Origin of the sequence: Sphingomonas aurea (genome assembly GCF_030678875.1) — a bacterium.
Taxonomy (GTDB): Bacteria; Pseudomonadota; Alphaproteobacteria; order Sphingomonadales; family Sphingomonadaceae; genus Sphingomonas; species Sphingomonas aurea.
This window is the reverse complement of the sequence record NZ_JAUUDS010000001.1, coordinates 642,955-666,061: the sequence shown is the minus strand read 5'-3', so window position 1 is coordinate 666,061 and position 23,107 is coordinate 642,955. Positions and strand designations below refer to the sequence as shown.

25 protein-coding genes are annotated in these 23,107 nt (G+C 68.6%); 8 read left to right on the top strand and 17 right to left on the bottom strand.

What is annotated here, in order from left to right; translation table 11 throughout:
• Position 1: 1 nt before the first annotated feature.
• Genes rodA through Q5H91_RS03405 form a run of 5 tightly spaced genes read right to left on the bottom strand, consistent with a single transcriptional unit; the run spans position 2 to position 5,672 of the window.
• Entirely contained in the window at positions 2–1,111 is a 1,110-nt protein-coding gene (gene rodA / locus Q5H91_RS03425) for a rod shape-determining protein RodA (protein ID WP_305171807.1), read from the bottom strand.
• On the bottom strand, positions 1,108–3,186 hold the full coding sequence (gene mrdA / locus Q5H91_RS03420; protein ID WP_305171805.1) for a penicillin-binding protein 2: 2,079 nt from the start codon (positions 3,184–3,186) through the stop codon (positions 1,108–1,110). The genes rodA and mrdA overlap by 4 nt, the downstream gene beginning before the upstream one ends.
• A gap of 10 nt (positions 3,187–3,196) precedes the next feature.
• Positions 3,197–3,709: a rod shape-determining protein MreD gene (mreD, locus tag Q5H91_RS03415; RefSeq protein ID WP_370655209.1), complete on the bottom strand. Its 513-nt coding sequence runs from the start codon at positions 3,707–3,709 to the stop codon at positions 3,197–3,199.
• Positions 3,706–4,590, bottom strand: a complete 885-nt coding sequence (locus tag Q5H91_RS03410; protein ID WP_305171804.1) for a rod shape-determining protein MreC — start codon at positions 4,588–4,590, stop codon at positions 3,706–3,708. Before Q5H91_RS03410 ends, mreD begins: the two co-directional genes overlap by 4 nt.
• A gap of 41 nt (positions 4,591–4,631) precedes the next feature.
• Positions 4,632–5,672, bottom strand: coding sequence for a rod shape-determining protein (locus tag Q5H91_RS03405; RefSeq protein WP_305171803.1), 1,041 nt, complete (start codon positions 5,670–5,672; stop codon positions 4,632–4,634).
• Positions 5,673–5,819: 147 nt separating this feature from the next.
• On the opposite strand from Q5H91_RS03405, the gene mutL reads away from it, so the two are divergent.
• On the top strand, positions 5,820–7,580 hold the full coding sequence (mutL, locus tag Q5H91_RS03400) for a DNA mismatch repair endonuclease MutL (protein ID WP_305171802.1): 1,761 nt from the start codon (positions 5,820–5,822) through the stop codon (positions 7,578–7,580).
• Between the two features lies 1 nt (position 7,581).
• On the opposite strand, the gene Q5H91_RS03395 is transcribed toward mutL, so the two are convergent.
• From Q5H91_RS03395 to rpsF, 4 genes are all read right to left on the bottom strand, one after another.
• Positions 7,582–7,935, bottom strand: coding sequence for a hypothetical protein (locus Q5H91_RS03395; RefSeq protein WP_305171801.1), 354 nt, complete (start codon positions 7,933–7,935; stop codon positions 7,582–7,584).
• 384 nt (positions 7,936–8,319) lie between these two features.
• Positions 8,320–8,907 (bottom strand): 50S ribosomal protein L9, encoded by a 588-nt coding sequence (gene rplI / locus Q5H91_RS03390; RefSeq protein WP_305171800.1) that lies wholly within the window; start codon positions 8,905–8,907, stop codon positions 8,320–8,322.
• A gap of 12 nt (positions 8,908–8,919) precedes the next feature.
• Complete coding sequence (gene rpsR, locus Q5H91_RS03385) at positions 8,920–9,144, bottom strand: 30S ribosomal protein S18 (protein WP_007403456.1); 225 nt, start codon at positions 9,142–9,144, stop codon at positions 8,920–8,922.
• Positions 9,144–9,575, bottom strand: coding sequence for a 30S ribosomal protein S6 (gene rpsF / locus Q5H91_RS03380; RefSeq protein ID WP_305171799.1), 432 nt, complete (start codon positions 9,573–9,575; stop codon positions 9,144–9,146). Before rpsF ends, rpsR begins: the two co-directional genes overlap by 1 nt.
• Positions 9,576–9,789: 214 nt before the next feature.
• Between rpsF and fabD the strand changes: the two genes are divergently transcribed.
• From fabD to Q5H91_RS03345, 7 genes are all read left to right on the top strand, one after another.
• Positions 9,790–10,749, top strand: a complete 960-nt coding sequence (gene fabD / locus Q5H91_RS03375; RefSeq protein ID WP_305171798.1) for an ACP S-malonyltransferase — start codon at positions 9,790–9,792, stop codon at positions 10,747–10,749.
• A 34-nt stretch (positions 10,750–10,783) separates the two neighbouring features.
• A complete protein-coding gene (locus tag Q5H91_RS03370; protein ID WP_305171797.1) occupies positions 10,784–11,212 on the top strand; it encodes a GxxExxY protein in 429 nt (142 codons plus the stop codon).
• A gap of 3 nt (positions 11,213–11,215) precedes the next feature.
• Positions 11,216–11,956, top strand: a complete 741-nt coding sequence (gene fabG, locus Q5H91_RS03365) for a 3-oxoacyl-[acyl-carrier-protein] reductase (protein ID WP_305171796.1) — start codon at positions 11,216–11,218, stop codon at positions 11,954–11,956.
• Positions 11,957–12,042: 86 nt separating this feature from the next.
• Positions 12,043–12,279, top strand: coding sequence for an acyl carrier protein (locus Q5H91_RS03360; protein ID WP_055843503.1), 237 nt, complete (start codon positions 12,043–12,045; stop codon positions 12,277–12,279).
• Between the two features lie 116 nt (positions 12,280–12,395).
• Positions 12,396–13,652: a beta-ketoacyl-ACP synthase II gene (fabF, locus tag Q5H91_RS03355; protein ID WP_305171794.1), complete on the top strand. Its 1,257-nt coding sequence runs from the start codon at positions 12,396–12,398 to the stop codon at positions 13,650–13,652.
• Between the two features lie 7 nt (positions 13,653–13,659).
• Positions 13,660–14,625, top strand: coding sequence for an endolytic transglycosylase MltG (gene mltG, locus Q5H91_RS03350; RefSeq protein WP_305171793.1), 966 nt, complete (start codon positions 13,660–13,662; stop codon positions 14,623–14,625).
• A gap of 551 nt (positions 14,626–15,176) precedes the next feature.
• A complete protein-coding gene (locus Q5H91_RS03345; RefSeq protein ID WP_305171792.1) occupies positions 15,177–15,347 on the top strand; it encodes a hypothetical protein in 171 nt (56 codons plus the stop codon).
• 211 nt (positions 15,348–15,558) lie between these two features.
• Here the strand turns inward: Q5H91_RS03345 and eda are convergent, their stop codons facing one another.
• The 8 genes from eda to Q5H91_RS03305 form a co-directional block, all read right to left on the bottom strand.
• Complete coding sequence (gene eda / locus Q5H91_RS03340; RefSeq protein WP_305171791.1) at positions 15,559–16,164, bottom strand: bifunctional 4-hydroxy-2-oxoglutarate aldolase/2-dehydro-3-deoxy-phosphogluconate aldolase; 606 nt, start codon at positions 16,162–16,164, stop codon at positions 15,559–15,561.
• Complete coding sequence (glk, locus tag Q5H91_RS03335; protein ID WP_305171790.1) at positions 16,161–17,129, bottom strand: glucokinase; 969 nt, start codon at positions 17,127–17,129, stop codon at positions 16,161–16,163. The genes eda and glk overlap by 4 nt, the downstream gene beginning before the upstream one ends.
• A gap of 109 nt (positions 17,130–17,238) precedes the next feature.
• On the bottom strand, positions 17,239–19,065 hold the full coding sequence (gene edd / locus Q5H91_RS03330; protein ID WP_305171789.1) for a phosphogluconate dehydratase: 1,827 nt from the start codon (positions 19,063–19,065) through the stop codon (positions 17,239–17,241).
• A 14-nt stretch (positions 19,066–19,079) separates the two neighbouring features.
• Positions 19,080–19,784, bottom strand: a complete 705-nt coding sequence (gene pgl, locus Q5H91_RS03325; protein WP_305171788.1) for a 6-phosphogluconolactonase — start codon at positions 19,782–19,784, stop codon at positions 19,080–19,082.
• 205 nt (positions 19,785–19,989) lie between these two features.
• The gene (gene zwf / locus Q5H91_RS03320; RefSeq protein WP_305171787.1) at positions 19,990–21,453 is read right to left on the bottom strand and encodes a glucose-6-phosphate dehydrogenase; all 1,464 of its coding nucleotides are present in this window, start codon (positions 21,451–21,453) and stop codon (positions 19,990–19,992) included.
• Between the two features lie 17 nt (positions 21,454–21,470).
• On the bottom strand, positions 21,471–22,400 hold the full coding sequence (gene argC / locus Q5H91_RS03315) for an N-acetyl-gamma-glutamyl-phosphate reductase (RefSeq protein WP_305171786.1): 930 nt from the start codon (positions 22,398–22,400) through the stop codon (positions 21,471–21,473).
• Positions 22,397–22,783 (bottom strand): SH3 domain-containing protein, encoded by a 387-nt coding sequence (locus Q5H91_RS03310; protein ID WP_305171785.1) that lies wholly within the window; start codon positions 22,781–22,783, stop codon positions 22,397–22,399. The genes argC and Q5H91_RS03310 overlap by 4 nt, the downstream gene beginning before the upstream one ends.
• Positions 22,710–23,039 (bottom strand): MarR family transcriptional regulator, encoded by a 330-nt coding sequence (locus tag Q5H91_RS03305; protein WP_305172375.1) that lies wholly within the window; start codon positions 23,037–23,039, stop codon positions 22,710–22,712. The genes Q5H91_RS03310 and Q5H91_RS03305 overlap by 74 nt, the downstream gene beginning before the upstream one ends.
• Positions 23,040–23,107: the final 68 nt, after the last annotated feature.

Genomic DNA, 23,107 nt, shown 5'->3' with positions numbered 1-23,107 from the left:
CCTACCAGGCCGGGCGGCGCCGATTTTGCCGATCTATCGCCATCAGAATGCCGAGGCAGAGCAAAACGGTCATCTGTGCGGAGCCGCCGTTGCTGAACAGTGGCAGGGGGATGCCGACCACCGGCGCCAGTCCCATCACCATCGCCAGGTTGATCGCGACGTAGAAGAACAGCGTCATCGACAGGCCGGCGGCGGTCAGCTGGGCGAAGCGGGAGGTCGATCGCTGGGCGACGTTCAGCCCCCACAACACGACCAGGATATAGGCCGCGATCAGCAGCACGCCCCCGACCAGCCCCCACTCCTCTGCCATGGTGGCGAAAGCGAAGTCGGTATGCCCCTCTGGCAAATAGTCGAGGTGGCTCTGCGTGCCGTTGAGGAAGCCCTTGCCCCAGATGCCGCCGGAGCCGATCGCGATCTTCGACTGGCTGATGTGATAGCCGGTGCCGAGCGGGTCGCTCTCGGGATCGAGGAAGATGAGGATGCGGTTGCGCTGATAGTCGTGGAGCAGGAAGTTGACCGCGAGCGGCGCCGCGACCGCGACGCCCAGCGCCCCGCCGACGAACAGACGCAACGGGATGCCGGCGAGGAACATGACCGTCGCCCCGCCCGAGCAGATCATCAGCCCGGTGCCGAGATCCGGCTGCAGCATGACAAAGGCGGCGGCCATGCCGATCAGCGCGGCGGCGGGCCACACCGCGCCGAAGGTCCGCGTCTGCCCGGCGGGCAGCAGCTCGTAGAAGCGCGCGCAGGCGAGCACGATGGACAGCTTCATGAACTCGGACGGTTGCAGGCGGATGATGCCCAGGTCGAGCCACCGCTGGCTGCCGCCCGACACATGGCCGAGCAGCTCGACGCCAACCAGCATCAGCAGGAGGACGACATAGGCCGGCATCGCCCCCTTGCGAAACCAGTCCTCCGGCACGCGCGACACGATGATCGCGCCGACCAGGAACACGCAGAAGCGGATGCCCTGCGGCAATGCCCAGGGGCGCACGCTGCCGCCCGCGGCGGAATAGAGCATCATCACCCCGAATGCGCTGATCGCAGCGATCAGGAAGAGGACGCGCCAGGGCAGTTGCGCGAGCGGTTCGGGGACGAGACGGCTGCTCATGGCGTACGCTCCGTCGTGCCTTCGGCGGCGGGGGTGTCGGCGGCCGGCGCCTCGGCGAGCGCGGCCTGGGTCTGGTTGGCGAGCGAGGTGGCGGCTTCGACCGCCGGCGCGTCGCTCGGCACGACGCCGTCCGTCTTGGTCGCGGCGGCGGCGGGGGCGGGGTTGCGCGCGGCGCGATAGGCGGCGGCCTGCGCCGCCATGCGCGTGGTGATGTCGCCGCCCCAGGTAGGCTCGACCTCCGCCAGGCTGGCAAGCGCGCGATCGCGGTCGAGCAGATAGGTCATGATGTCGCGCCCGATCATCGGCGTATCGAGGTTGCGGACGGTGTGGCCGTTATGTTCCAGCACGATGCCGGCGGCGTAGCGCGGATTCTCGGCCGGCGCGAAGCAGACGAACAGCGCGTGGTCGCGCAGCTTGAACGGCAGCTGCCCGTTCTTCAGCACGCCGCCGCGCCGCTCCGCCATGGTAATGCGGCGGACCTGCGCGGTCCCGGTTTTCGCGGCGATGCTCATGCCCGGTACCAGCAGCCGGGCCGCCGCACCCGTGCCGCCGCCATTGACGACCGCCCACATCGAGTCGCGGACGTGCTGCAACTGTTCGGAATCGAAGGGCAGGGCGGGCGCGTCGCGGTGGACCCGGTCGGCGAGGATGCTGGGCTGGAGCGCGCGGCCCGAGGCGATGCGCGCTGCCATCACCGCGAGCTGAAGGGGATTGGCGAGCACGTAACCCTGACCGATCGAGGCGTTCAGCCCGTCGGCGACGGTCCAGCGATCCTTGTACTTGCGCAGCTTCCAAGCGCTGTCGGGCACGGTGCCATAACGCTGGGTGGAGAAGGGCAGTTCGAACTTCTGCCCCAGCCCCAGTTCGCGCGCGACGGGAGCGATCCGGTCATAACCCATGCGCCGGATCATCTCGTAGAAATAGATGTCGCACGACTGGGCGACTGCGGTCTTCATGTCGACCGCGCCGTGACCGCCGCGCTTGTGACAGTGGAACACGCCGGTGCCGACACGCAGCGCACCGGTGCACAGCACCCGGTCGGTCGGGGCGACGCCGGCCGCCATCAGCGCCAGCGTGTTCATCGGCTTGACGGTGGAGCCGGGCGGATAGAGGCCCTGCGTCACCTTGTTCATCAGCGGCACATGGTCGTCATCGGACAGCATCTGCCATTCCAGATGGCTGATTCCGTCGGAAAAGCTGTTGGGGTCGTAGGCCGGCATCGACACCATGCACAGCATCTCGCCGGTGCGGCAGTCGAGGACGACCGCCGAGCCCGAATTGGTGCCGAGCCGGCGGGCGGCATATTCCTGCAAGCCGGCATCGATCGTCAGCCGCGCATTCTTGCCGGGCACGTCGGGGCGGGTGGCGAGTTCGGCGACCAGCTTGCCGCGCGCGGTCACCTCTACGCGCTTGGCGCCGGCCTGACCGCGCAGATGCTGCTCCAGCGCCTTTTCGAGTCCGTCCTTGCCCAGCTTGAAGCCGGGAGTGACGAGCAGGGGGTCGCGGGTTTCCTTGAACTGCTCGGCGGTCGGCGCACCGACATAGCCGGTCAGGTGCGCGACCGCGGCGCCGGCGGGATAGTGGCGCGCGAAGCCGCGCGTCGGCTGGACGCCGGGCAGCTCGGGCAGGCGGACGCTGACCGCGGCGAACCGCTCCCAATCCAGGTTCTCGGCGACCTGCACCGGCTGGAATCCGGCGGCGCGATCGAGGTCGATGCGGACCCGCTCCACCTCTTCGGGCGGCAGGCGGAGGAGCTGGCCGAGCAGGCGCAGGACGCGATCGTTATCGCGCAGCCGGTCGGGGATGATGTCGACGCGGAAATCGGTGCGGTTGTTGGCGATCGGCTGGCCATGCCGGTCGACCAGCCAGCCGCGGCGGGGCGGCACCAGCGTGGCGTTGACGCGGTTGCTCTCGGCCAACGAATTGTAGCGCGCGTTCTCGGCGATCGACAGCCATGCCATGCGGCCCGACAACAGGCCGCCCATGCCGACCGTGCCCGCGCCGAGCAGCCAGGCACGGCGCGAGAAGCTGTACGCCTGCATCGCGGGCGTGACGGTTTTGGGCGGACGCCTCATGCCGGCCCCGTTACGCCAGTCCGCGCTTGCGGTCGATCCAGGCGACCAGCCGCGCGGCCAGCGGGAAGAGGAGGATGGTCGAGCCGGCCTGCACCAGCAACGCACCGTCGACCGGCGCGCCGACCGGCAGCGCCAGCACGCGCCCGCCCGCCAGGCAGAACAGGATGGCACCGCTGGCGATCAGCCAGTCCTGCCAGAAATCGCGCAGGATCATGCGCCGCTCGATCAGGTCGATCGCCATGTAGCAGAGCGACCAGAGCAGCACCGCCGAGCCGAGCGGCTGGCCGCTGAGCAGGTCGTCGAGGAAGCCGAGCGGCGCCGCTGCCCAGGGCCGAAGCGCGAACCGCGCGAGCAGGCGCCAGGTCAGCAGCATCAGCAGCCCGAACGGCGGCAGGATCGGCACCGTCGCGATCACCGGCACGATGGTGACGAGCGATCCTGCCACCACCGTCATCCAGGGCAGCGCGCGGGCGCGCCCGGCCGGAAGGGCCAGCGCGAAGGGATCGGCGTCGCCCGCGCTCACGGTGCCGCCGCCGGCGCGGTGGGGGCGAGGGGCGGCGGCATCGGCATGAACGCCTGCTCGACCAGCGCATAGTCGAGCGCGTCGGGCTGCGCGAAGGGGCGTGCCAGCGCGGTGTCGGTCGCGTTGGCGACGACCCGCGCGACCGGGATACCCGGCGTATAGAGGCCGCCCGTGCCCGTGGTGACGAAGACGTCGCCCGTGCCGAAGCGTACATTGGTGGCATTGACCGAGCGGATCTCGACCGAGCCATCGGCCCGCCCCGCCGCGATCGCCGCCAGCCCGTCCCGCGCGCGGCGGACGGGCACGACGCTGTCGGCGTCGGTCAGCAGCAGGACGCGGGCGGCATTGGGTCCGGTTTCGATCACCCGACCGACCAGTCCCTCGGGGCCACGCACCGGCATGCCGGGACGCACGCCGCTGAACCGCCCGGCGTCGAGCAGCGCGAAGCGGCGGCCGCTCGAGGCGCTGGAGCTGACCAGCCGCGCGGTGACGACCGGCGCGGCCGAGCGCTCCCGCAGAGCGAGCAGCGCGCGCAGCCGATTATTCTCGTATGCGATCACCCGCGCACGCATCAGCAGCGGACGCGCGGCGGCGAGGTCGCGGCGCATCGCGGCATTCTCGGCATGGGCGAAGGCCCAGCCGTTGAACCACTCCGGCACGGCCGCCGCGCCATCGCGCACCGTCATCAGCACCGACGAGACGGGCGCGGTGACACCGGCCAGCCCCATGCGCAGGCCGGCGAACAGCGGCGGGTTCACCGCGCTGGCGACGAGCAGCACTGCGCCGACCACCGCGCACGCCACTGCGAGCACGTAGCCGATGAACAGACTATATTGCCGCCGCCGCGAAAATCCCGTGCGGCGGTCGCGTGCTGGCGCCATGCGCGCCGTCCCCTGTGGGCTGGAGGTCAGTCTGTGGCCGGTCAGCCGTTCTGCAGCACACCGCGGAACATCGGATCTTCCAGCGCGCGACCGGTGCCGAGCGCGACGCAGGTCAGTGGGTCCTCGGCGACGGTGACGGGCAGGCCGGTCTCGTCGCGCAGCACCTCGTCCAGTCCCTGCAGCAACGCGCCGCCGCCGGTCAGGACGATGCCCTGGTCGACGATGTCGGCGGCCAGCTCGGGCGCGGTGTTCTCCAGTGCGACGCGTACGCCCTCGACGATCGTCGCGACCGGCTCGGACAGGGCCTCGGCGACCTGACCCTGGTTGATCTGGATTTCCTTGGGCACGCCGTTGACGAGGTCGCGGCCCTTGATGTGGATCACCGCGCCGATCCCGTCGACCGGCGGCTTCGCGCAGCCGACCTCCTGCTTGATCCGCTCGGCCGTGGCCTCGCCGATCAGCAGGTTGTGGTTGCGGCGGACATAGCTGACGATCGCCTCGTCCATCTTGTCGCCGCCGACGCGGACGCTGGTGGTGTAGGCGAGGCCGCGGAGCGACAGGACCGCCACCTCGGTGGTGCCGCCGCCGATGTCGACGACCATCGATCCGATCGGCTCGGTCACCGGCATGTCGGCACCGATCGCGGCCGCCATCGGCTCTTCGATCAGCCAGACCTGGCTGGCACCGGCGTTAGACGCCGCGTCGCGGATCGCGCGCCGCTCGACCTTGGTCGATCCGGACGGCACGCAGATCACGATCTCGGGCCAGCGGGCGAAGCGGCGAGGGCCGTGCACCTTCTGGATGAAATATTTGATCATCTGCTCGGCGACGTCGATGTCGGCGATCACGCCGTCGCGAAGCGGGCGGATCGCCTCGATCGTGCCGGGCGTCTTGCCCATCATCAGCTTGGCGTCGTCACCGACCGCCTTCACCCGCTTCACGCCGTTGATCGTCTCGACCGCCACGACCGACGGCTCGTTCAGGACGATGCCGCGGCCGCGGACATAGACGACGGTGTTCGCGGTGCCGAGATCGATCGCCATGTCGTGCGACATGAATTTGAAGAAACGGGGCAAGTGCATCGAGCGCAGGTCCAATCTGGCGCCGCCGGCGGGCGGCAGCCGGTCGCAGGGCATCTCGCGGACCGCCACATTGTCATGAGCTGCCGTAGCGGGATTTCATGGTTAGCGGGGTCGCGGGACGGCTTGGCTTGGTCTAGAGCAACCGGCGTGTCAATACGCCGACTGCCCGAGCATCTGGTCAACCGCATCGCTGCCGGTGAAGTGGTCGAAAGGCCCGCCAGCGCGTTGAAGGAACTGGTCGAGAACGCCGTCGACGCGGGCGCGACGCGGATCGCGGTAACGCTGGGCGGCGGTGGACTCGACCGGATCGAGGTGGTCGACGACGGCTGCGGCATGGCGCCGGACGAGATGGCGCTGGCGCTGGAGCGGCACTGCACCTCCAAGCTTCCTGATGAGGCGATCGAATCGGTTGCGACACTGGGGTTCCGGGGCGAGGCGTTGCCCTCGATCGCCAGCGTGGCACGGCTGACGGTGGAAAGCCGGCCGGCTGGCCGCGATGGCTGGCGACGCGTGGTCGACAATGGCGTGCTCGCCGACGAGGGGCCGGCCGCGCTGCCGCCGGGCACGCGCATCGTCGTGGAGGCGCTGTTCGCCCGCGTCCCGGCACGCCGCAAGTTCCTGCGCAGCCCGCGCGCCGAATATGCCGCCTGCCTCGACGTGGTGCGACGCCTCGCCATGGCGCGGCCGGACATCGGCTTCGCGGTCGAGCATGACGGCCGGCGGGTGCTGACGGTGTCAGGCGGCGAGGACCGGCCGGCGCGGGTCGCCGCGCTGACCGACCGGTCGCTCGCCGACAATGCGGTGCCGGTCGACTGGGTACGCGAAGACATGGTGCTGGGCGGCGTCGCCGGGCTGCCGACCTTCCACCGCGGCGTCGCCGACCACCAGTATCTGTTCGTCAACGGCCGTCCGGTGAAGGACCGGTTGCTGATCGGCGCGATCCGCGGCGCCTATGCCGAGATGATGCCGCGCGACCGGCACGCGGTGGTGGCGCTGTTCCTCGACCTGCCGAGCGGCGATGTCGACGTGAACGTCCATCCCGCCAAGACCGAGGTACGGTTTCGCGATCCGGCGCTGGTGCGCGGGTTGATCGTGTCCGGGTTGCGCCGCGCGCTGGATGCGGCGGGTCATCGGTCCGTGCAGCGACCCACGGAGGATGCGCTGACGCGGTGGCAGGCGGAGCCGATCGGGCCGATGGTGGAGCCGATCTGGCACGAACCGGTCGCCGATCCGCGGACGTCATTGTTCGACCGGCGCCAGGGCTTTGCCGCGCCGCCGCCACTGGCGCGCGCCGAGCCGGCCTGGGCACCCCCGCCGGATCAGGCCGGCTATCCGCTCGGCGTGGCACGCGGGCAGGTGGCGAAAACCTATGTCGTCGCCGAGGCGGAGGACGGGCTGGTGCTGGTCGACCAGCACGCCGCGCACGAGCGGCTGGTACTGGAACGGATGCGGGCGGCGCTTGCCGGCGGGCGGGTCGCGGCGCAGGCGCTGCTGCTGCCCGAGGTGGTCGAGCTGGACGAGCCGGCGTGCGATCGGCTGGAGGCACGCGCCGGAGAACTGGCGGAGTTCGGGTTGGAGCTGGAGCGCTTCGGCCCCAGGGCGATGCTGGTCCGCGCGACGCCCGCGCTACTCGGCCAGAGCGACCCGCGCGGACTGATCGGCGACCTGGCGGACGAACTGGCGGCGTTCGACGAGGCCCTGAGCCTGCGCGAGCGGCTCGATCATGTCGCGGCGACGATGGCGTGTCACGGATCGGTGAGGGCAGGACGCATATTGTCGGTCGCCGAGATGAACGCCCTGCTCCGCGAGATGGAGGCGACGCCGCATTCGGGCCAGTGCAATCACGGCCGGCCGACCTGGGTGAAGCTGGCCCATGCCGATATCGAGCGGCTGTTCGGTCGGCGTTAGGTCAGGCGCGAAGGCGTAAGGCCGGCCGCTCCTCCTCGAACAGCCAATCCTCGGCCGAGGCGGCGTCACGGAACATCGCGGTCGCGTCGCGCGAGGCGACGCGTTGCGTCTGGAGGCGCGCGAGGGAGGATCCCACGATCATCGCCATCCGCCGCGACTGGCCGGCCGGATCACCGGCAAGGGCAGCGAAGGCGGCGACCACTTCCTGAGTCTGGATCTTCATCGCGGACACGTCGCAAAGGGTCAGGTGCTGGTTGCGCGCGCAGCGCAGAAGCCTGCGCTGCGCCGCCAGCTCGCGACCAAATGCCTCGACGTCCGCTACCGTGAAGAAGCCGCCCAGACTGATCGCGATCAAGTTCCGCGCAGCATCGCAACTAACTGAATAGGAAGGATGAAACATGGCGTGCGCGTATCAGCCAATCCGTTGCCGTCCAGTTAAGGGACACGTCGCGGCAGAGACTCGTTCATATCGCGGCAACCTTTCGGCTGCGGCGTGCATTGTGTGAACGAAGGCTCATGTTCGAGTAGGTGCCGCGATGAAGCAAATCTTTCCCGTCGTTCTCGCCCTCATACCGCTGGCTGCGGTTATCGGAGCGTGCGTGACCTGTCCCTGATATCGGCTGACGGCCGACGATCAGGTCGACCGAGAAGTCGCGGCCTTCCTTTAGCCCGCAAAACAAAAAAGGCCGCCCGGATCCGTTCCGGGCGGCCTTTTGCTGTGCGGCTTTGGCGCAGGCGATCAGCCCTGCGCTTCCTCCGGCTGAACCTCGGCGGTGGCGCCGGGCTCTGCATTGGGGTCATAGTCCTCGGTGAAGCCGGCCTCGTCACGCTCGAACATCGAAGCCATGACATCGACGCCCGACGCCTGCATCTCGGCCTCTTCGGGCGAGCGGGCGACGTTGACCTTGACGGTCACCGACACTTCCGGGTGCAGCGCGACCTTGACCTCGTACACGCCGATCGACTTGATCGGCTTGTCCAGGATGATCTGCGACTTCGTGACCTTGTGCTTCGACGCTTCCAGCGCCTCGACCAGGTCGCGCACCGCGACCGAGCCGTAGAGCTGGCCGGTGTTCGACGCCTGACGGATCAGGGTGACCGACGCGTCCTTGAACGAGCCCGCGTCCTTCTCGGCCTCGCCACGACGATTGGCGTTGTCGCTCTCGATCCGCGCGCGGTTCGATTCGAACACCTTCTTGTTGGCTTCGTTGGCGCGCAGCGCCTTCTTGCGCGGCAGCAGGAAGTTGCGGGCGAACCCGTCCTTCACCGTGACCACGTCGCCGATGACGCCGAGCTTCTCGACGCGCTCCAGCAGAATGACGTCCATTGTCCGGACTCCTTACTTAACGACGTAGGGCAGCAGGCCCAGGTGACGGGCGCGCTTGATCGCCTGGGCGAGCTCGCGCTGCTTCTTCGCACTCACCGAGGTGATGCGCGACGGCACGATCTTGCCACGCTCGGACACGAAGCCCTGCAGCAGGCGGACGTCCTTATAGTCGATCCGGGGGGCGTCCTTCGCGGAGAAGGGGCAGCTCTTGCGGCGGCGGAAAAACGGGCGAGCCATTATGCGGCCTCCTCTTCACGGTCACGACGGGGCGCACGATCGGCGCGGTCACCACGCGGCGCGCCGTCACGGCCACCCTCGCGATCGCCGCGACGCTCGCGGTCACGCTCCTGCTTGCGCATCATCGCCGAGGGGCCCTGCTCCAGTTCGTCGACCTTGACGGTCATGAAGCGGATCACGTCCTCGTTGATCTGGGTCTGGCGCTCCAGCTCGGCGACCACGCCGGCCGGCGCGTCGATCTCGAGCATCACGTAGTGCGCCTTGCGGTTCTTGGCGATGCGATACGCCAGCGACCGCAGGCCCCAGGTCTCGGTCTTGACGACGCGGCCCTGATTGTCCTGGATGATCTTGGTGGCGGTTTCCGCCAGCGCGTCCACCTGCGCCTGTGCCAGATCCTGGCGCGCAAGGAACACGTGCTCGTATAGAGCCATGTCTTACCTTCTATGTTGGCCGATCGCTGACGCCGCCCCATGCGGTCGCCCCTCCGGCTGTCGTCTGGATTCTCCGGACCGACCCATATGGGTGACGGTCCGAAGCGGGGGCCTTTACGGATTTCCACCGGAAAGGCAAGCCGGCCCACACGCTTGTCATTACTGGGCGCGGGCAATAGGCCGCGCGGCCTTAGATTGCGAGAGGAGCTGTCCGATGCGTGCGTTCATCTTTCCCGGCCAGGGAAGCCAGTCGGTCGGCATGGGTGCCGCGCTCGCCGCCGCCAGCCCGGCCGCGCGCGAGGTCTTTGGCGAGGTCGACGAGGCGCTGGGCCAGAACATGTTCCGGATCATGACCGAAGGGCCGGCGGACGCACTGCAACTGACCGAAAATGCGCAGCCCGCGATCATGGCGAACGCGATCGCGACGCTGGCGGTGCTGGAGAAGGAGGGCGGCATCCGGCTTGCCGACAAGGCGGATTACGTCGCCGGCCACTCGCTGGGCGAATATAGCGCATTGCGGGCGGCACAGAGCTTCGACCTGGCGACGACGGCGCGGCTGCTGAAGCTGCGCGGGCGGGCGATGCAGGCGGCGGTGCCGGTCGGCGAGGGGGCGATGGCGGCGCTGCTCGGCGCCGACCTCGACAAGGCGCGGACGATCGCCGGCGCGGCGGTCGACGCGATCCTGGCGGAGGGCGGGGCAGAGCTGGTTTGCACCGTCGCCAACGACAACGATCCCTCGCAGGTGGTGATCTCCGGCCACCGCGCCGCCGTGGAGAAGGCGGTGGCGCTGGCCAAGGAGCTGGGCGCCAAGCGCGCGGTCCTGCTGCCGGTATCGGCGCCGTTCCACTGCCCGCTGATGGCGGATGCGGCGACGGCGATGGAGGCGGCGCTGCTCGACGCGACGCTGTCGGCGCCGCTCGTGCCCGTCTATTGCAACGTCGACGCCGCCCCGATCGCCGACCCGGGCGCGATCCGCGTCGCGCTGGTCCAGCAGGTCACGGGCATGGTCCGGTGGCGCGAATCGGTGCTGGCGATGGCGGCCGCAGGGGTGACCGAGTTCGTCGAGTTCGGCGGCAAGGTCCTCGCTCCGATGGTCAAGCGCATCGCGCCCGATGTGGAGGCGGTCAGCGTGGTGACCATGGACGATGTCGAGGCGCTGCTTAGTAAGATTTGATGCTCACGCGGAGACGCGGAGGCGCGGAGAAGAAGTGAGAGACATCGACGAGATCAGCGGTGACGTGCTGCATCTGGCGTTGCGCATCCATCGGGATCTCGGACCGGGTTTGCTGGAAAGCGTCTATGAACTGGTTCTCGCCGGCAAGCTCATGGAGATGGGTTACAGCGTGGCACGCCAAAAGTCGGTCAATATTGAGTTCGACGGAATGCGCTTTGACGGCGCGTTTCGTATCGACCTGCTGGTCGATGATCGACTTCTCGTCGAGATCAAGTCGGTCGAGCAGCTGAACGCCGCGCATGGCAAACAGGTGCTGACCTACCTGCGATTGTTGAAGCAGCCCGTCGGGCTGCTTCTGAATTTCGGCGGCGGGACGCTGAAGGAGGGAGTACGACGGATCGTCAACGACCATCACTCCTCCGCGTCTCCGCGCCTCCGCGTGAACCAAAAATCTGGAGACTGACCAATGTTTGACCTTTCAGGAATGACCGCCCTCGTCACCGGCGCCTCGGGCGGGATCGGGTCCGCCATCGCGCGGGCGCTGGCAGGGCAGGGGGCTCGGCTGGCCTTGTCGGGATCGAATGCGGCCAAGCTGGAGGATTTCCGCGCGTCACTGGGCGGCGATCATGTCGTGCTGGTCTGCGATCTCTCCGATCCCGCCGCAGTCGACGCGCTCGTGCCGCAGGCGGTGGAGGCATTGGGCGGGCGGCTCGACATCCTGGTCAACAATGCCGGCGTCACCCGCGACAACCTCGCGATGCGGATGAAGGACGAGGAGTGGGACAGCGTGATCCGCGTCAACCTCGAGGCGACGTTCCGGCTGGCAAGGGCGGCGGCGCGGCCGATGATGAAGGCGCGGTTCGGGCGGATCGTGTCGATCACCTCTGTCGTCGGACAGACCGGCAATCCCGGCCAGGCCAACTACGCGGCCTCGAAGGCGGGCGTGGTCGGCCTGTCCAAGGCATTGGCGCAGGAGCTGGCCAGCCGCGGCATCACCGTCAACTGCGTCGCGCCCGGCTTCATCCGCTCGGCGATGACCGACGTGCTGCCGGACGCACAGAAGGCGGCGCTGACCCAGCGCATTCCGGCCGGCGATCTGGGTAGCGGCGAGGACATCGGCGCCGCGGTCGCCTATCTCGCCAGCCGCGAGGCAGGATACGTCACCGGTCAGACGATCCACGTCAATGGCGGCATGGCGATGGTCTGAAGCGGCCATCTGATACTTGCGCCGTGAACGCCTGCGTTCTACGGGCGTTCAGGAATATCGATTTCTCGTTAAGAAGAGGGACTATCATGAGCGAGACCGCCGACCGCGTGAAGAAGATCGTCGTCGAGCATCTCGGCGTCGAGGCCGACAAGGTGACCGAGGACGCCAGCTTCATCGACGATCTGGGCGCCGACAGCCTCGACATCGTCGAGCTCGTGATGGCGTTCGAGGAAGAGTTCGGGGTCGAGATCCCCGACGACGCCGCCGAGAAGATCACGACCGTGAAGGACGCGATCACCTATATCGACGAGCACAAGTCGTAAGATTATCCGATTTGACCGGCCACAATCGCGGCTGGACACGGATTTGAGCGGCTCCCCGTCCCCGGGCTAAGAGGGCGGGGAGCCGTTTCGTTATGGGCAGAGAGTGGAGAGTGGGTATGCGGCGTGTCGTCGTGACCGGTTTGGGCCTCGTGACGCCGCTCGGCGCGGACGTCGAGACGGCGTGGGCGAACATCCTCGCGAGCAAGTCGGGCGCGGGTCCGATCACGCGCTTCGACGCGACCGATCAGAAGTGCAAGATCGCCTGCGAGGTGAAGCCGGCCGACCACCCGTACGGCTTCGATCCGGGCAAGCGCGTCGATCACAAGATCCAGCGCCAGGTCGATCCCTTCATCGTGTACGGCATCGACGCTGCCGGGCAGGCGCTGGAAGATGCCGGCCTGACCGACATGGACGAGGCGATGCGGCTGCGCGCCGGCGTCTCGATCGGCTCGGGCATCGGCGGCCTGCCGGGCATCGAGATCGAATCGATCAACCTGCACGAGCGCGGCCCCAGCCGGGTCAGCCCGCATTTCGTCCATGGCCGCCTCATCAACCTGATCTCGGGCCAGGTCTCGATCAAATACGGGCTGATGGGTCCCAATCATGCGGTCGTCACCGCCTGTTCGACCGGCGCCCACTCGATCGGCGACGCGGCGCGGATGATTAAGGACGACGACGCCGACATCATGCTGGCGGGCGGAGCGGAAAGCACGGTCAACCCGCTGGGCGTCGCAGGCTTCGCTCAGGCACGGGCGCTCAACATGAGCATGAACGACCGCCCGACTGAGGCGAGCCGCCCCTATGACAGGGATCGCGACGGCTTCGTGATGGGCGAGGGGGCAGGCGTCCTGGTGCTCGAGGAATATGAGCACGCGAAGGCACGCGGCGCGAAAATTTATGCCGAGGTGGTCGGCTACGGCCTGTCGGGCGACGCCTATCACGTCACCGCGCCGCACCCCGAGGGCAAGGGTGCCGAACTCGCGATGCGCATGGCGCTGCGCAAGGCGGGCATGGAGCCGGCCGATATCGATTACATCAACGCGCACGGCACCTCGACCATGGCCGACACGATCGAGCTGGCGGCGGCGAAGCGGGTGTTCGGCGACGACCTGTCGGGCGCCTCGATGTCGAGCACCAAGTCGGCGATCGGGCATCTGCTGGGCGGGGCCGGTGCGGTGGAGAGCATCTTCTGCATCCTGGCGCTGCGCGACCAGATCGTGCCGCCGACGCTGAACCTCGACAATCCCGACGAGGGCACCGAGGGCGTCGACCTCGTCCCCCATGTCGCCAAGAAGCGCCAGGTGCGCGCGGTGCTGAACAACTCGTTCGGCTTCGGCGGCACCAATGCCTCGCTGGTGATGAAGGCGATCTGACCGGGCCATGCGCAAGCTCGGCTGCCTCGTCCTCCTGATCGCCGCGCTGGTCGTGGCGGCGCTGGTCGGTGCGAACATGTGGGCGGGCAGTGGCCCCGCCGAGCGCCCGGTCAGCGTGGTGGTGCCCGAGGGCGCCAGCCTGGCCCGTGCGGCGACCGAGTTGGAGAAGGCGGGTGCAATCCGCTCCGCCTCGCGCTTCCGGCTGCTGGCGCGGGTGTTCGGCGGCGGGGCCGCGATCAAGGCGGGTGAGTATGAATTACCTGCAGGTGCCAGCCCGAAGCAGATCCTGGCGCTCCTCGAAGAGGGCAAGGTCCGCCAGCGGATCGTCGTGGTGCCCGAGGGGCTGCCATCGGTCATGGTGCGTGACGCGCTGGTAAAGGCCGATGGACTGACCGGCGACGTGGCGACGCCGGCGGAGGGCAGCGTGCTGCCCGACGGCTATGCCTATCAGCGCGGCGACACGCGCGGTGCCGTGCTGGCGCGGATGCAGGCGGCGATGCGCGATTACCTGAAGGCCGCATGGGCGAAGCGCAAGCCGGGTATCGCGGTGTCGACGCCAGAGCAGGCGGTCATCCTGGCCTCGATCGTCGAGAAGGAAACCGGCAAGCCGGCGGAGCGGCGGACGGTGGCTGCGGTGTACGGCAACCGCCTTCGCCTCGGCATGCCGCTACAGGCGGACCCGACGGTGATCTATCCAATCACCAAGGGGCGGCCGCTCGGCCGGCGCATCCTCCAGTCGGAGCTGCGCGCGAAGAACGGCTACAACACCTATGCCAGCCCCGGCCTGCCGGTCGGGCCGATCGCCAACCCCGGTCGCGCATCAATTGACGCGGTGCTCGACCCGGCATCGTCGCAGGCGCTCTATTTCGTCGCCGACGGCAGCGGCGGGCATGTCTTCGCCGACACGCTCCAACAGCATAACGCCAATGTCGCGCGCTGGTACGCGATCCGCCGCCAGCGCGGCGAGATGTAGTTCGCTGCGCGGTCGGCGACGCGCCGCCGCGACCGACACCCATTCCCGGTCCAACCAAGCCACCGCTTCGTCCCAGTCGCGAAAGGTCCGGAACTGGGGCGATGCCATGATCCGGTCGGCCTGCAACTTGCTCAGGGTGTTCGTCGTGACGGTCGCGACCGGACCGGTCGTGATCCTCGCGCTCTTGCAGGCGATCAGCTCAAGCCCAGCGGCGACTTCGCCTGCCTGCACGGGAAAGTCACGGCAGTCGATCAGCGTCGCGAAATGCCCGAACGATAACCGCGTTGTCGTGAACAGCGCCAGTGCGGTCGCGGAAAACCGGGCAAGGATGCCGAGCGTCCAGAAACCGTCGGTCCTGATGTGCATGATCCGGGTGTCGTGATCGAAGCGGAAGGCGAACATGCGGTCCGTAAGCGTGCAGATGATAAACGAAGGCTCAACCGCGACGGGCGGTTGGCGACATTCCGTCACCAATTCGCCAAAATTGCAACATAGATTACATATGACCGCAACATGGCGGCGCTACCGCAGTCCGGGCAGGGGTCCGTTGCATGGTGGAGACCGCCACGATGATCGACACGACAGAGTTCACCTACGCCGCCCGCCGATCCCAGCAGGAAGCAGTCGCCGCGATCAACGCGGCCAGCATCCGGGTGGCGCAGTCGCATGTCATGCTGGCGGTGCTTCATGCCGCAAGGGCGGCGTCGCTGATCCGGGCATGAGTGCGGGATGGCCCTGCGCGAAGGAGGGGGCTTCAGGGCTCGAGGCGTAGCCCTGGCTCCTGCACGCGCCGGAGGTCGATCGAGCGTCGTCGCCAATACTCCCATCATGCCGGGACGAACCCGGCATGACCGCTCTAGTGATAGCTGAGCGCTGTAATTGGCCTCGGCCCGGCCCAAGTGTCATCCAGCAGCACGAACCGACCCTGACGCTTTATTCCCGCAGCGCCGACGCGGCGCGTGCCTTCGCCTCTATCTCGGCGAGGGTGCCGCCCGTTACCCAGCTGCCGCCGACGCACTCGACCGGGCCGAACGCCAGCCAGTCGCGAGCGGACGCCTCGGTGATCCCGCCGGTCGGGCAGAAGCGACACTGGTAGAAGGGGGCGGCGAGCGCCTTCAGCGCCTTCAGCCCGCCCGAGGTTTCGGCGGGAAAGAACTTGAACGCGCTCAGCCCCAGGTCCAGCCCGCGCATGATATCGCCCGCGGTGGCGACGCCGGGCAGGTAGGCGATGCCGCTCTCGATCACCGCGCTGCCCAGCCGGTCGGTCAGGCCAGGGGAGACGATGAACTCGGCGCCAGCGTCGGCGACCTGACGCAGCTGATCCTGGTTGACGACGGTGCCCGCACCGACGATCGCACCCTCGACCTTCTTCATCTCGGCGATCGCCTCGAGCGCCGCCGGCGTGCGCAGCGTCACCTCCAGCACCTTCAGGCCGCCGGCGACCAGCGCCTCGGCGAGCGGTCGCGCGGTCGCGGCATCGTCGATGACCAGCACCGGGATGACCGCGCTGGTCCGCATGATCGTGAGGATATCGGTCATCGGGCATGTTCCTGGGCGAAGGCCGCGGCGGCGCCGAACAGGCCCGGCTGCGGATGGGTGATGAGCTTGACGGGGATTGCCGCCATCATCGACTGGAACCGGCCCTTGGCGACGAAGCGCTGATCGAAGCCGGAGCGGAGCAGCTTGTCCTTGATACGCAGGCCGAGCCCGCCGGCGATGACCACGCCCTTTGCCCCGTGCGCCAGCGCGAGGTCGCCGGCGATCGCGCCCAGCGCCAGGCAGAAGCGGTCGAGCGCGGCAAGCGCGATCGAGTCGGTGCCCTCCAGCGCCTCCTGCCAGATCGTCTTGTCGTCGCGGCTGGGAACGGCCCGGCCCTCCAGCTCGGCCAATGTCTCGTAGATCGCGATGATGCCGGGGCCGGCGACCACCCGCTCGGCCGAGACGCGGGTGAAGGTCTTGCGCAGGCGGCGGAGGATATGGTCCTCGATCGAGTCGAGCGGCGCGTAATCCATATGCCCACCCTCGGTAGAGAGGACGTGATACTCGCCATCGGTCTTCAGCACCTGCGCGACGCCCAGGCCCGTGCCGGGGCCGCAGACGGTGGTGATGCCTCGCACCGGCAACGGCGTGTCGGGGCCGCAGAGATGGACGAAGTCGGCGTCGGGCAGCTGTGCGACCGCGTGGCCGACCGCGCCGAAATCGTTGATGATCGTGTAGGTGTCGGCGTTCAGCCGCTCGGGGATCAGCGAGGGGCGGATCACCCAGGGATTGTTGGTCAGGCGGATGACGTCGCCGGTGATCGGCGAGGCGACCGAGATCGCGGCGGCGCGGGGCAGGGGGGCGCCGTGCTGCGCCTCGAACGCCTGCCACGCGGTCTGGAGCGAGGCGTGCTCGGCGGTCTTCTGCGTGCAGACCTCGCCCAGCGACACGACGCGGCGGTCCGCCACCTCGGCGACCGCGAAGCGGGCATGGGTGCCGCCGATATCTACCGCTACGACCTGCACGTCTTCTCTCCTCGCTTACTTCGTCATCCCAACGCAGGCCGGGATCTTTCGCCGCGGGAATTCCGCTTGTGGCATGAGACCCCCGCCTGAGCCGGGGTCACGATCACCTCTACAATCCCGCGCCCGCCAGCATCGCCGACGCGCCCTTCTCGGCCTCGTCGGCGAGGCCGCGGAACATACCGAACAGCTCGCGGCCCATGCCGCTGACTGGTGCCGGTCGCTCGGCAGGCAGGCGCGCGGCCCATTCCGCCGGGTCGACCAGCGCGGTCAGCGTGCCGGCGACCGCATCCACGCGGATCAGGTCGCCGTCGCGGATCAGCCCGATCGCACCGCCGCCCCCGTCGTGGCTGGGCAGCGCTTCCGGCGAGCAGTGGATCGCACACGGCACCTTGCCGCTGGCACCCGACATGCGGCCGTCGGTGACCAGTGCGACCTTGAACCCCCGGTTCTGGAGAACGCCGAGTGGGGGGGTCAGCTTGTGGAGTTCAGGCATGCCGTTGGCGCGCGGACCCTGGAAGCGAACCACGACGACCATGTCGCGCTCCAGCTCACCGGCCTTGAATGCCTCCAGCACGTCGAGCTGGTCGTCGAACACGCGCGCCGGCGCCTCGACCACCCAGCGCTCGCGCTCGACCGCCGACACCTTGATGCAGGCACGGCCGATATTGCCCTGCAGGATGCGCATCCCGCCATCGGGTGAGAAGGGCTGCGCGGCGGGGCGCAGGATCGTCTCGTCACCGCTGTCGCCGACCGGCTGCCACGCCAGGCGATCGTCGGCGATCACCGGCTTCTCGGCAAAGCCACCCAGGTCGCCGCCGGCGATGGTCAGGATGTCGCGGTGGAGATAGTCGCCGCCGAGCAGCTCGCGGATGACATAGGGCATGCCGCCCGCCGCCTCGAACGCGTTTACGTCGGCCGAGCCGTTGGGATAGACCCGCGCGATCAGCGGCACCGCCGCCGACAGCCGGTCGAAATCTTCCCAGTCGATGACGATCCCCGCCGCCCGCGCGATGGCGGGGACGTGGAGCAGGTGGTTGGTCGATCCGCCGGTCGCCAGCAGCCCGACCGCGGCGTTGACGATCGCCTTCTCGTCGACGCACAGCCCCAGCGGCCGGTAATCGTCGCCGCGGCCGCCGATCTGCGCCAGCCGGTGGACCGCGGCACGGGTCAGCTCCTGCCGCAGCTTCGTGCCCGGGTTGACGAAGGCGGCGCCGGGCATGTGCAGGCCCATCACCTCCATCATCATCTGGTTGGTATTGGCGGTGCCGTAGAAGGTGCAGGTGCCCTTGGTATGATAGGCGGCGATTTCCGCCTCCAGCAGCTCCTCGCGCCCGCACTCGCCCTCGGCGAAGCGCTCGCGCACCGCCGCCTTGGCCTTGTTGGGCAGGCCGGAGGGCATCGGGCCGCCGGGGATCAGCACCATCGGCAGGTGACCGAAGCGCAGCGCCCCCATCAGCAGGCCGGGCACGATCTTGTCGCAGATGCCGAGCAGCGCTGCGCCCTCGAACGTGCCGTGGCTGAGCGCGATCGCGGTCGACAAAGCGATCGTGTCGCGGCTGAACAGCGACAGCTCCATGCCGGGATAGCCCTGCGTTACCCCGTCGCACATCGCCGGCACGCCGCCCGCCACCTGCGCGGTCGCGCCGACTTCTCGCGCCCACACCTTCATCAGCTCGGGATAGCGGTAATAGACGGCGTGCGCCGACAGCATGTCGTTATAGGCGGTGACGATACCGATGTTCATGCCGGCATCGGCCTTCAGCGCGTCGCGGTCCTCGTCCGTGCCGGCATAGGCGTGGGCGATATTGGCGCAGCCCATCGCCGGCCGCCGGATCGCAATCTCCCGCTCGCGCTCGATCAGGTCGAGATAGGCGCGGCGGGTCGGGCGCGAGCGCTCGATGATGCGGTCGGTAACGGCGCGGACGGCGGGATTCATCGGGTCAGCGTTCCTCAGGGAGCCCAGTGGATATCGATCGGCAACTCGACATCGGCCAGCACGCGGCCGATCGGATAGGCGGAGGACGGACCCTGATCGATCGCCTGTTCCAGCACCTTGCGCTTGGCGGTACCGGTCAGTGCGATCATCACCGCGCGCGCACTGACGATCGAGGCGCGCGACAGGGTGACGCGGGCGACCGGCGCCTCGGGCGGCAGCGGGTCGGGCATGACGCCCAGCGCGCGGCGCTCCTTGGGCCCGTTCAGCGCCTCGTCGAAATCGGGGCCGGGGAAGATCGAGGCGGTGTGCCCGTCGCCACCCACGCCGAGCAGGCAGAAATCGAGCGGCCAGTGCAGGTCCTGCATCAGGGCATCCGCCGAACGGCCGGCCGCCTTGTAGTCGGGCACTGCCTGCGGCACGATCGGCATGACCCGTGCGCCCTTGGGCAGGAAGATCTTGGCGAGCGCGGTGACGTTCGACAGCGGGTCACCCAGCGGCACGACGCGCTCGTCGGTCGGGATGATCGTGACCTTCTTCCAGTCGAGCTTGGCCTTGGCCAGCTTCTCATAGGCGGGGAAGGGGGTCTTGCCGCCCGCCAGCGCGATCACCGCCGAGCCACGGGCGTCCAGCGCACTCTCGATGACGAACTGCACGTCGCCGGCGACGGCATCGGCCAGCTCGCCCGCATCGTCATAGTCCCACCATTCGATTTCAGTCATCAGTCTCTCCGATACAGGGTGCTAATCCATCGCGACGGGGTACGCGACAGACATACGTATGAACAAAATTCCTCCCCGGCACGGGGAGGGGGACCGCGCGCGCAGCGCGTGGTGGAGGGGGCTTTCCACGAGCGTCACGCCCGCGGCGCTCCCCCTCCACCACCGCTTCGCGGCGGTCCCCCTCCCCGCAAGCGGGGAGGATCTTTCAGTCGTCCTGCCAGGTGACGCCGTCGCGCTCGGTCAGGGCGATGGCCGCCGACGGGCCCCAGGCGCCGGAGGGATAGCTCTTCGGCTTGGTGTCGTTGGCGGTCCAGCCGGCGCGGATCGCGTCGATCCACTTCCACTGCGCCTCCACCTCGTCGCGGCGCACGAACAGCGTCTGGTCGCCCTCGATCAGGTCGAGCAGCAGCCGCTCATAGGCGATGCGGCGACGGCTGCCGGCGAACTCGGCGTCCATCGACAGGTTCAGCGGCACCTCGCGCAGGCGCACGCCATCACGGTCGAGGCCGGGCTCCTTCGCCATGACCAGCAGCTGGATATATTCTTCCGGCTGCAAGCGGATGACGAGCATGTTGGGCTGGAGCAGCCCGCCGCGCCCGGCGAACATCGAATGCGGCACCGCCTTGAACTGGATCGCGATCTCCGACCGGCGGGTCGCCATCCGCTTGCCGGTGCGCAGATAGAAGGGCACGCCCTGCCAGCGCCAGTTGTCGACATGCGCCTTGATCGCGACGAACGTCTCGGTGGTCGACGGCTTGCCCAGCTCCTTGGCATAGCTCTTCACGAACTTGCCGCCGACCGCGCCGTCGCCATACTGGCCAGTGACGGTGTTGTGCGGCACGTCTTCAGGCTTCATGATCCGCAACGACCGGAAAACCTTCGACTTCTCGTCGCGCACGTCGGTGCCGTCGAAATGCGCCGGCGGCTCCATGGCGATCAGCGCGAGCAGCTGGAGGATATGGTTCTGCACCATGTCGCGGAGCGCCCCGGCGCTTTCGTAATAGCCGGCGCGCTCCTCCAGGCCGACCGTCTCGGCGATGGTGATCTGAACATTGTCGATCCCTTGCGCATTCCAGACCGGCTCGAAGAAGCTGTTGCCGAAGCGCAGCGCCAGGATGTTCTGGACCGTCTCCTTGCCCAGATAATGGTCGATGCGGAAGGTCCGCTCCTCCGGAAAGGCGCGTGCGACCGCGTCGTTGATCTCACGGCTGGAAGCGAGGTCGTAGCCGAGCGGCTTCTCCAGCCCGACCCGCACCGTCTCTCCAGCGAGCCCGACCGAGGCGAGCCCCTCGATCGCCTGCTCGAACAGGGAGGGCGCGGTGGAGAGATAGATGGCGAGGCCGCCGGACACGTCGCCGATCTTGTCGGCAAGCGGCTGGAAGCTGGCCGGGTCGGACAGGTCGGTCGGCTGGTAATGCAGCCGCTCCAGGAACGAACCGATCGCGCCCTCGTCCTTGCGGTCGGCCGGCAGGAACTCGTCCAGCGCCTTCTTCGCGAAGGCGCGGTACTGGTCGTCGTCATGCTCGTGGCGCGCGGCGCCGGTGATGGTCAGCCGCTCGGGCAGCAACCCGTCGGCGTGGAGGCCGTAGAGCGAGGGCAGCAGCATGCGCTGCGCCAGATCGCCGGTGGCGCCGAACAGCAGCAGCTTGGCGACGGGATCACGGTGCATGCCGGGTCCTTTCCGGATCAGAGGACGAGGCCGGCGAGCGGATCGAGCCCGGCCATGATGTTGAGGTTCTGGACCGCGGCACCGCCAGCGCCCTTGCCCAGATTGTCGAGCGTGGCGATCAGGCGAACCTGCGCGGTATCGGGGTTCGAGAAGAGGTGGAGCGTCATCCGGTCGGTGCCGGCATCGTCCTCGATCGACACGGTCGGCGCACCGTCCTGCGACAGGCGCACCAGACCGCCAGCGGGATAGGCAGCGGCCAGCGCCGCGCGGATCGCGTCCGGCGTCGTACCGGCGACGAGCTGCGCGAGGTGCAACGGCACCTCCACCACCATGCCGCGATAGGTGTTCGCCACCGCCGGCTGGAAGATCGGGCCATGGGTCAGCCCGGCATGGACAGTCATCTCCGGCACATGCTTGTGAGCGAGCGAGAGGGCATAGGGGCGGAAGGCGGTATTCGCCGCGCCGCCCTCGAACTCCGCGATCATCGCCTTGCCGCCGCCGGAATAGCCCGAAGTCGCGTTGACGCTGACCAGCGCGTCGGCGGGCAACAGTCCGTCACGCACCAGTGGCCGGACCAGCGCGAGGAAGCCGGTGGGATAGCAGCCGGGATTGCTCACGAAGCGCGCGCCGGCGATCCGCTCCCGCTGGTCGGGGTCCAGCTCGGCGAAGCCATAGGTCCAACCCGACGCGACACGGTGCGCAGTCGAGGCATCGACGACGCGCGTCCGGTCGTTGCGGATCAGCGCCACCGCCTCTCGCGCGGCGTCGTCGGGCAGGCAGAGGATGACGAAATCGGCGTCGTTCAGCGCCTCGGCCCGTGCCGCGGCATCCTTGCGCCGAGCCTCGTCGATCCGGATCAGCGCGATGTCGCTGCGCCCAGCCAGCCGCTCGCCGATTTCCAGCCCCGTGGTGCCGGCGGCACCGTCTATGAAGACCGACACGGTCATGATTCGACGGGCTCCAGCGCTGCGGCGGGCAGATAGCCGACCAGCCCCGCCGCGGGAGCGAGGCCCCAAGCGGTATCGCCGAGCAGGTCGAGCAGCTCGAACAGGTCGCCCGACCCCAGCTGGGTCAGTTCGTCGGAATCGGGCTCGCGTGCCGCCCGCAGGATCGCGTCGGATTTCAGCCGGTGCGGGACGTGCGCGGCATAATGCGGAGCGAACACCCGGTCGGCCAGGCGAACGTCGGCCAGGTCGGGACGGACGGCATGGGTCTGCGGGTCCAGCGTGACCGAGCGACCGGCCAGTGCGAAGGACTTACGCGACGGCGTGGGCGGGTGCGCGCCCTGGGGCGACGGCGCTGTCGCCGATGAAATGCCCGAACTCTTCAAGAAACTCTGCCCCTTCGGAAGTACGCGCCACGAAGATGTTGCGCTTGTCCGCGTCGTCGCGCTGACGGCGCAGATAGCCGAGCGCGCCCAGCCTGTTCAAGGCGCGCGTCACCACGGGCTTCGAGACGTTCAGCGCCCGCGCCAGCCCACGCACGGTATGGGGGCCGGGCTTCAGGTAGACGAGCAGCAGCAGCGCCATCTGGCGATTGGTCAGATCGGGCTCGCCCGAGCGGACATAATCGACCAGGGCCGTCATCCAGATCGACAGGGAATGGGGATCGGCAGTAGCCACGGCGTGCGTTTCCGTCGGTCGCTAACCCACCG